This window comes from Citrobacter sp. Cpo126 (genome assembly GCF_030332445.1).
GTDB classification, from domain to species: Bacteria; Pseudomonadota; Gammaproteobacteria; order Enterobacterales; family Enterobacteriaceae; genus Citrobacter; species Citrobacter portucalensis.
This window is the reverse complement of record NZ_JAOWHT010000043.1, coordinates 536173-542874: the sequence shown is the minus strand read 5'-3', so window position 1 is coordinate 542874 and position 6702 is coordinate 536173. Positions and strand designations below refer to the sequence as shown.

At 55.4% G+C, this 6702-nt stretch carries 6 protein-coding genes; all 6 read right to left on the bottom strand.

The window, feature by feature from the left end:
- The coding region (gene cpsG, locus OGY17_RS23060) for a colanic acid biosynthesis phosphomannomutase CpsG (protein ID WP_286608439.1) at positions 1-1322 on the bottom strand (1322 nt) is incomplete at its 3' end.
- Positions 1323-1457: 135 nt separating this feature from the next.
- Positions 1458-2894: a mannose-1-phosphate guanyltransferase gene (cpsB, locus tag OGY17_RS23055; protein ID WP_008785192.1), complete on the bottom strand. Its 1437-nt coding sequence runs from the start codon at positions 2892-2894 to the stop codon at positions 1458-1460.
- Complete coding sequence (wcaI, locus tag OGY17_RS23050; protein WP_286608437.1) at positions 2894-4120, bottom strand: colanic acid biosynthesis fucosyltransferase WcaI; 1227 nt, start codon at positions 4118-4120, stop codon at positions 2894-2896. Before wcaI ends, cpsB begins: the two co-directional genes overlap by 1 nt.
- Positions 4117-4596 carry a GDP-mannose mannosyl hydrolase gene (locus OGY17_RS23045; RefSeq protein ID WP_213752597.1) on the bottom strand — a complete coding sequence of 160 codons (480 nt, stop codon included), beginning with the start codon at positions 4594-4596 and terminating at the stop codon, positions 4117-4119. Before OGY17_RS23045 ends, wcaI begins: the two co-directional genes overlap by 4 nt.
- A gap of 2 nt (positions 4597-4598) precedes the next feature.
- A complete protein-coding gene (gene fcl, locus OGY17_RS23040; protein ID WP_286608435.1) occupies positions 4599-5564 on the bottom strand; it encodes a GDP-L-fucose synthase in 966 nt (321 codons plus the stop codon).
- Positions 5565-5566: 2 nt separating this feature from the next.
- Positions 5567-6688, bottom strand: coding sequence for a GDP-mannose 4,6-dehydratase (gene gmd, locus OGY17_RS23035; RefSeq protein ID WP_286608433.1), 1122 nt, complete (start codon positions 6686-6688; stop codon positions 5567-5569).
- Positions 6689-6702: the final 14 nt, after the last annotated feature.

The window sequence follows — 6702 nt, the reverse complement described above, 5'->3', positions numbered from 1 at the left end:
GGAATATCTCCGCGCGATTCCACGTTCAGGCGCACCACCGGTTCGGTATTGGAAGAGCGTAAATTGAAGCGCCAGTCGACAAACGACATGCTGATACCGTCCGTTCTGTCCACCGACAGCGCCTCACGGGAAAAATGCTGCTCCACGCGCGCAATCGCTGCCGCCGGCTCTGCCAGCGTACTGTTTATTTCTCCGCTCGCCGGGTAGGCCACCATCCGGTCACGGACCAGTTCGCCCAGCGACTGTCCTTTCAGACACAGCAGCTCCGCCACCAGCAGCCACGGGATCATTCCGCTGTCGCAATAGGCAAAATCGCGGAAATAGTGGTGCGCGCTCATTTCGCCACCATAAATGGCATCTTCGTGGCGCATCCGCTCTTTGATAAACGCGTGCCCGGTTTTTGACATCACCGGTTTACCGCCTGCCGCCGTCACCACATCCACGGTGTTCCAGGACAGGCGCGGGTCGTGGATAATTTTCGCCCCCGGATTCTTCTCCAGAAACGCTTCCGCCAGCAGGCCGACAATGTAGTAGCCCTCAATGAACTGACCTTTTTCATCGAACAGGAAGCAGCGGTCAAAATCACCGTCGAAGGCAATCCCCATATCCGCGCCGTGTTCAATCACTGCATGGCGCGTGTCGGCCCGGCATTCCGGCAGCAGAGGATTGGGAATACCGTTGGGGAAACTGCCATCCGGCGTGTTGTGAATTTTGATGAACTCGACCGGCACGCCCAGCGCCTTAAAACGGGCTTCAATGGCGTCAACCACCGGACCTGCCGCGCCGTTGCCGGAATTGAGTACCAGCTTCATCGGTTTCAGTTTGGCGGGATTGATGTAACCCAGCAGGTGGTCAATGTAGGCATCACGGGTAGTAATGCGCTGGTAGCGGCCACGTTTTGTCTCATCAACCGCCGGGAAGTCATTGGCTTCCGCCAGGCACTGCACGTCGCGCAGACCGGTATCACCGCTGATGGGCCGTGCCCCTTCCCGCACCAGCTTCATGCCGTTGTAATCCATCGGATTATGGCTGGCGGTGACTTCAATACCGCCATCAATGCCCAGGTGGAAGGTGGCGAAGTAAATCTCTTCGGTGCCCGACATACCAATATCCAGCACATCCACGCCCGCATCCTGCAGTCCTTTCGCCAGCGCCAGCTTTAGCGTCTCGCTGGTCAGGCGCACGTCACCGCCGAGGACAATCGTTTTTGGCTTCAGGTACTCGCCGTAAGCGCGGCCAATGCGCCACGCGATATCTTCATTCAGCTCTTCGCCCAGCCTGCCGCGAATATCGTAGGCTTTGAAACAGGTTAATTTCGTCATGATTTACCCTTCTTCAGGCAACAGGAGGCCCTGACTCTTAATGAGCCTTTTAATGAGTGTTAAATGCATTTCCCGGCGCGCTTCGCTTATCGGGCCTACGGTGTTGTAGGCTGGATAAGCGCAGCACATCCGGCATCAGGTACGCCCGTATCTGTCCGCAAACCGCACCACATCATCCTCATCGAGATAAGATCCGGAACGCACTTCAATCAGATCGAGCGGGATTTTCCCCGGGTTCTCCAGACAATGGGTCGCCCCTAGCGGAATATAGACAGACTCGTTTTCAGCGAGCAGTTTGATGTCATCATTGATTGTCACCTTCGCGGTACCAGCCACCACAACCCAGTGTTCAGCCCGGTGATGATGCATCTGCACGGACAATCCCTCACCGGGTTTAACGGTAATCCGCTTCACCTGGTAACGGTCTCCGGCATCGATAGAGTCGTACTTGCCCCATGGACGGTAAACTTCACGGTGAATATGGTGCTCATGACGTCCGTCAGCTTTAATTTGCTCCACCACTTTTTTGACGTCCTGCACCGCGTTGCGATCGGCGATCAGCACCGCATCTTTGGTCTGCACCACCACCAGATCCTTCACCCCGACGGTCGTCACCAGGCCAGATTCGGCATACACGTAGCTGTTTTCCGTTTTATGGCTAATGACGTCACCATGATGCACATTACCTTCAGCAGTATGGGCGCTGATTTCCCACAATGATGACCAGGAGCCAACATCGCTCCAGCCTGCGTTCATGGGCATCACCACCGCATCGGCCGTACGCTCCATTACCGCATAGTCCACAGACTCTTCCGGGCAGGCGAGAAACGCCTGTTCATCAACGCGGATAAAATCGAGATCGGGGTCAACCGTACTCATGGCGTTTTCGCAGGCCTCAAGAATGTCGGGGCGATATTTTTTCAGTTCTTCCAGATAGCGCCCGGCCCGGAACAGAAACATGCCGCTGTTCCAGTAGTAGTCGCCGCTCGCCACGTAAGCCTGCGCGGTTTCCAGATTGGGCTTTTCAACAAACTGCGCCACCTCAAAAGCCACGGCGTCGGTATTGGTCGGCGAAACCTCGCCGCGACGGATATAGCCGTAGCCGGTCTCCGGCTGGTCCGGCACGATACCAAACGTCACCAGCTTACCCGCGCTGGCATACGGCATTGCATTGCGAACCGCCTCTCGAAATGCCTCTTCATCGGCAATCATGTGATCGGCCGCCAATACCAACAGCAGCGGATCTTCCCCCGGACTTTGACGTTTTGCCGCCAGCGCGGCCAGCGCTATCGCCGGTGCCGTGTTACGTCCGGCGGGTTCGAGAATAATATTCTCAGTCAGCTTGTGCAGTTGCCGTAGCTGTTCCGCCACAATGAAACGGTGTTGTTCATTACAGATAACTACCGGGCTTTCACACTCCACGCCGTTCAGACGACAGATCGTTGTCTGCAGCATGGTGAGATCGCCTTTCAGACACAGGAACTGCTTTGGATACAGCACGCGGGACAGTGGCCATAAACGGCTACCCGAGCCACCGGCCATCACCACCGGAAAGAGTTTGTTTTGACTCATCATGTACCCCGAATATCTGCAATAAATTGGCTCAGCACGTTTTCTTTATCCAACGTGCGTTCGGCATACTCACGTGCCACCGTGTTAATCTTTGGCATGGTTAGCGCCTGTTGAATCCCGCCAACCAGCGCATTCACTGATTCAGGCTCGACACACACCGCGATGCTTGGGTGAGCGTCACACAGCTGACCCAACTCGGTCTCAGATTCGGCGGTAATCACCGCGTTTCCACCAACGGCGAGGATATTGGTCAGTTTGGAGGGCAATACGGCATCCGCCGCACCGCGCTTTTGTACCACCAGATGGCAGTCCGCCATCTTGAGCAGCGCAGGCAGCGCGTCATAAGATTGCAGCGGAAAGAAGATCACATTGTTCAGGCCGCGTTCGCCAGACATACTCTCCAGCCGCGCTTTACCCCCGCCCTGCCCGACAATCACAAACAGCCAGGGCTGTTCGCTCAACAGGGCCGCTGCGTCGATCACACTCTCCAGCCCTTGCTTTTCACCGATATTGCCTGAGTAGAGAATGATTTTTTTATCATCAGGCAAGCCCAGTTGCTGGCGCAACGCCAGAGCATCGGCATCGTTCACGTCACGAAAACGCGCTACTTCTGACCAGTTCGGAAAGAAAATGACCTTCTGTGCATCAACGCCCTTCTCCTGCGCTTTATTCATCATTGAGCGAGAAATGGTCGAAATATGGTCCATATTCAACAGCCCACTGCGCTCAAAGGCGCTGGCCAGTTTTGCCACCGCGCCACGCTTGCCTTTGCCCGCCATGCCAAGCCCCAGCATGGCATCGACTTCGTAATCCTGAATATGCAGCAGCGTGCGCGCCCCGGACAGCTTCGCCAGCAGGCGCATGCCCGGCGTACAAAACAGCGTCGGCACTACCCCAATGATGCGATCCGGCTTCCAGCGGCGCTGCGCCAGCAGCGGGAAGAAACTGCTCAGGGCGAAACTACCTAAATGCAGCAAGCGCTTGAGCGTAGAAGGCTGCTCAGGCACATACAGCGGACAACGCCAGACGATGGCATAGCCCTCTTCACGACGATAGCGCCAGGATGAATAGCGACCGTTGACCTTCCACTGCGGATAATAAGGCGGCGCAGTGATCACCCGTACGTCATGCCCCTGTTGCGCCATCCACTCCACCATTTCACCAGTGTATTTACCGATACCGGTCAACTCCGGCGAATAGTTGATGCCATACACAAGGATCTTCATAGCCCGGGTACTCCGGCCTGACTCTTCTCACAGAAGTAAGCCCGGCTGTTGTCGTGCACGTGGTCACTGGCCAGGATCTCTTCAATTGCCAGCCAGCGGTACGCGCCATGTTGAACGTCAGGCAGTTGCAGGTCGTTTTCCGACACCCGCAGACGAAATCCCAGCACGATGTAATGCGTTGAGAAATCTTCCCCGGAAAAGTTGTCGTCATAGAAGTGCTGCCAGACCCCGTAAAACTCTGCAGCGGACAGCGGTAAACGTAACCCCAGCTCAGCTTCAGTAAGCCGCTCAAAAGCCGCGCGCAGCGGTTCATCTTTTTGCACCCGACCGCCCGGCACGAACCAGTACCCCTGCGCCGGACGATTGAGGCGCTTGCCAAGCAGAAATTCGCCTTGGGCGTTTTCCACGATCAAATCGATGGAAATCAGCGGAGTTGAACGTACAACGGTGGCAAAATCCTCATGACGTAAAAACATGCTTACCCCCGGTAACGCTGCTGGTTTTCAAGGAACCACTGATATGTACTGGCAAGCCCCGCTTCCAGAGATATCTCGTGATACCAGCCCAACTGATGCAGACGCGTAACGTCGAGCAATTTGCGCGGCGTCCCATCCGGTTTGCTGGCGTCGAACACCACGCGCCCCTTGTAACCCACTACCTGCGCGAGGGTTTGGGCCAGTTCACGGATGGTGCAGTCCACACCGGTACCCACATTGATATGCGACAGCATTGGTTGGGTATATTCCTGCAACACTTCCTGAGCCAGCTCCATCACGTGGATACTGGCCGCCGCCATATCGTCGACATGCAGAAATTCACGCATTGGCGTCCCGCTTCCCCACACCACCACATCCGGCGCATTTTGCTCGCAGGCTTCGTGAAAGCGGCGCAGCAGCGCCGGGATCACATGCGAATTGCTCGGATGAAAGTTGTCATGCGGCCCGTACAGATTGGTCGGCATCACCGAGCGATAATCACGGCCATACTGTCGGTTATACGATTCGCACAGCTTGATACCGGCAATTTTGGCAATCGCATACGGCTCATTGGTCGGCTCCAGTTGCCCCTGCAAGAGTTCACTTTCGGCGATTGGCTGGGTAGATTGCTTGGGATAAATACAGGATGACCCGAGAAACAACAGTTTATTCACGTTATGCAGATGCGCTGCATGAATAATGTTGCTCTCAATCATCATATTTTCATAAATAAAATCAGCAGGATAAGTATTGTTCGCCACAATCCCCCCCACTTTTGCCGCCGCCAGATAAACCTGGTCAATACGTTCAGCGGCAAAGAACGCCTGCACCGCACCGGCGTCCAGCAGATTAAGCTGGTCGCGGGTACGCAGCACCAGCTCTACGTTATTTCGTTGCGACAATTGTCTGACGATGGCGGCCCCCACCATCCCGCGATGGCCCGCCACAAAAATACGTTGTGTCTTCATCCTCAGTACTCCAGCGCGATGGCGACCTCGTAACCGTGCGACTTGAGCAGGGAATGTTTCTTCGCCGCATCAAGATCGTTGGCAACCATTTCCGAGATCATCTGGCGCAGCGTGATTTCCGGTTTCCAGCCCAGTTTTTCATGTGCTTTGGCCGGGTCGCCCAGCAGCGTTTCCACCTCAGCCGGACGGAAGTAGCGCGGGTCAACGGCAATCATGACATCCCCGGGTTTCACCCCCGGCGCATCGTGTCCGGTCACAGAAACCACGATGCCTTTCTCATTCACGCCCTCGCCTTCAAAGCGCAATTTAATCCCCAACTGAGCGGCCGCCATTTCCACGAACTGGCGCACGGAATACTGCACGCCGGTGGCAATGACGAAATCATCCGGCTGATCCTGCTGCAGCATCATCCACTGCATCCTGACGTAATCTTTGGCATGCCCCCAGTCACGCAGCGAATCCATGTTGCCCAGGTACAGGCACGACTCCAGCCCCTGAGCGATGTTGGCAATGGCGCGGGTGATTTTACGGGTGACGAAAGTTTCACCACGGCGCGGAGATTCGTGGTTAAACAGAATGCCGTTACAGGCGTACATACCGTAAGACTCACGGTAGTTAACGGTAATCCAGTAGGCGTAGAGCTTAGCTACCGCATACGGCGAGCGCGGGTAGAACGGCGTGGTCTCTTTCTGTGGAATTTCCTGTACCAGACCATACAGTTCAGAGGTGGACGCCTGATAAAAACGGGTCTTTTTCTCCAGACCAAGGAAGCGGATCGCCTCCAGCAAACGCAAGGTGCCGATCGCATCAACGTCTGCGGTGTATTCCGGTGAATCAAACGACACCGCAACGTGGCTCATGGCGCCCAGGTTATAGACTTCATCCGGTTGGACTTCCTGTAAAATACGGGTCAGGTTGGAGGAGTCGGTCAAATCGCCATAGTGCAGATGAAATTTGGGATTGCCTGAATGCGGATCCTGGTAGATGTGGTCCACACGTTCGGTGTTGAATGATGAAGCGCGACGCTTAATACCGTGTACTTCGTACCCTTTTTCCAGCAGGAGTTCTGCCAGGTAAGAACCATCCTGCCCGGTTACGCCAGTAATGAGAGCGACTTTTGACATGTTATAACCTCTTC

Coding starts and splice junctions, on each gene's coding strand:
- OGY17_RS23045 (WP_213752597.1), bottom strand. CDS start 4,596: ATGTTTTTACGTCATGAGGATTTTGCCACCGTTGTACGTTCAACTCCG.
- wcaI (WP_286608437.1), bottom strand. CDS start 4,120: ATGAAGATCCTTGTGTATGGCATCAACTATTCGCCGGAGTTGACCGGT.
- fcl (WP_286608435.1), bottom strand. CDS start 5,564: ATGAAGACACAACGTATTTTTGTGGCGGGCCATCGCGGGATGGTGGGG.
- gmd (WP_286608433.1), bottom strand. CDS start 6,688: ATGTCAAAAGTCGCTCTCATTACTGGCGTAACCGGGCAGGATGGTTCT.
- cpsB (WP_008785192.1), bottom strand. CDS start 2,894: ATGAGTCAAAACAAACTCTTTCCGGTGGTGATGGCCGGTGGCTCGGGT.